The 2,222-nt window shown below is 72.7% G+C and carries 1 protein-coding gene and 1 pseudogene; both read left to right on the top strand.

Features of this window, described 5'->3' with window-relative positions; all coding sequences use genetic code 11:
* The first annotated feature begins 374 nt into the window (after positions 1-374).
* Positions 375-2,000: a TolC family outer membrane protein gene (locus B8460_RS20590; RefSeq protein ID WP_241771259.1), complete on the top strand. Its 1,626-nt coding sequence runs from the start codon at positions 375-377 to the stop codon at positions 1,998-2,000.
* A 33-nt stretch (positions 2,001-2,033) separates the two neighbouring features.
* A pseudogene (locus B8460_RS20595) lies at positions 2,034-2,222 on the top strand (hypothetical protein); the annotation flags it as partial.

Below are 2,222 nucleotides of genomic sequence, written 5' to 3' on the forward strand. Positions count from 1 at the left end.
GGGCAGCGCCGTGCTGGCCGAGGCGACGCCCGCCGGGCTGCGGCCGCAGCCGGCCTTCGACTGCACGGCAAGCCTGATCCCCGCGTTGCTGCCGGCCCCGGCCTTCAGCTTCTGACACGCGTTCGGACGCGTCCGCGCAACCCCCGGTCGCGCCGCCGCGCACGCCCGGCGCCCCGCCGGGGCATACGGCCCGCGCCCCGCCGGGGCGACACGTGTCGCCGCGCACACGCCGCGACGGTTTGCGCACCGAGGCCACGGAAGAGATTTGCAAATTGGGGCCGGCCGGCAAACACTGCCGTCTTGCTCAACCGTGCGCCCGGCGCACGGACCCGCTCGGCCGCCCGTTCCGCGGCCGGCACAGCAGAGGTTGGACGATGAAGGATCTCCGCGACCTGGCCCTCTTCCCGGCCCGCCGGGCCGATCGCCGCTGGCGGCGCGGCGTGAGTCTTGCGGCGCTCGCGGCGCTGACGCTGGCACCCGCGGCCGCGCCCATGCTGGCGTCCCCGGCGGCGGCGCAGACGGATGGCACCACGGCGGCCACGCCGTCAGGCCGATCCACGACGCGGAGCACCGCGCACGCGACGCATCCGTCCCGGTCCCGCACGCGGACATCGCGCCTGACCACCCCGCGCGCCGGTGCGCCGTCCATCCCGTCGGAGTACGGCGTCCACACGCTGGCCCAGGCGCTGGCGGCCAGCTACGCGACCGATCCGCAGCTTCTGGCGGAACGGGCGAAGGTGCGGGCGACCGACGAAAACGTGCCGCAGGCGCTGGCCGGGTGGCGACCGACGGTGATCGCGTCCGGCAGCGCCGGCTACACGGGTGGCCTGCTCCGCGAAAACCTCGGCAGCCTGACGGGGGGATTCATCAAGTTCCCTTTGGGCGCTGATGCCGCGGCGGGCACGCTGACGATCACGCAGCCGCTCTACACCGGCGGCCGCACCCGCGCCTCCACCGACCGCGCCGAGAATCAGGTGATGGCGGAGCGGGCGCGGCTGATCACGCAGGAACAGACGTCGTTCACCAACGTGGTGAATGCGTATGTCGGCGTCATTCAGGCGCAGCAGATCCTGCAGCTCGACATCAGCAACGAACAGGTGCTGACCAAGCAGCTGCAGGCGACGAACGACCGTTTCCGCGTGGGCGAGATCACCCGCACCGACGTGGCGCAGGCGGAGGCGGCGCTCGCCGGCGCCACCGCGACGCGCGAGACGGCCGAGGGGCAGCTTGCCTCGTCGCGGGCGACGTTCCAGCGCGCGGTCGGCTATCTGCCGCCGGGCGATCTCGTCCCGCCGCAGCCACTCACCCTGCCGGTCCGGACGGAGGAACAGGCCGTCACCCTGTCGGCCAGCAACAATCCGCAGGTGGTCGCGGCTCTGTTCGACGACGCCTCGGCCAAGGACGCGGTGGAGGTGGCCTACAGCGCGCTGATGCCGACCGTGAACCTGCAGGGACAGGGCCAGCTTTCGGTCAACGCCGGCGGCCAGCAGATCGATCAGAACATCTATTCCGTCACCGCGAACCTGAACGTGCCGCTGTATCAGGGCGGCAGCGAGTATTCGGCCGTGCGTCAGGCGCGCCAGACGCAGCAGCAGACGCGCAAACTGGTGGACGACGCCCGCCGGGCCGCGCGCCAGCAGGCGATCCAGGCCTGGGAGACGCTGATCGCCGCGCGCGCGACCGTGGACAGCACGCGCAGCCAGATCACCGCCAACCGCATCGCCCTCGAAGGCGTGGAGCGCGAGGCGATCGTCGGCAGCCGCACCACGCTCGACGTGCTGAACGCCCAGCAGGCGCTGCTGCAGTCCGAGGTGACGCTGGTGCAGAACCTCGCCAGCCTCGTCACCGCCTCCTATCAGGTGGCGGCGGCGGTCGGGCGGCTGACCGCGCGCGACCTGAACCTGCCGGTCCCGCTGTATGACGATACCGCCTACTACAACGCGGTGCGCGACCGCTGGGTCGGCACCGGCGACTATGCGACCGATCAACCCGCGCGCTAGCGCCATGGCGAAGGCGCCGATGACGGCCTGGACATGAGCCACGCACAGGGCGGACCGGCGGGCGAGCCGGACCCGTCGATGGAGGAAATCCTCGCGTCCATCCGCCGCATCCTGGCGGAGGACGCGCCGTCGCCGGCCGATCCAGCGCATCCGACGACCGAGGCCGGTCCCGCGCCCGCGCCGCGCGGCGCCGCCGAGCCGCAGGAAACGGGGGACGAGGTC

Origin of the sequence: Acidisphaera rubrifaciens HS-AP3, assembly GCF_000964365.1 — a bacterium.
GTDB lineage: Bacteria > Pseudomonadota > Alphaproteobacteria > Acetobacterales > Acetobacteraceae > Acidisphaera > Acidisphaera rubrifaciens.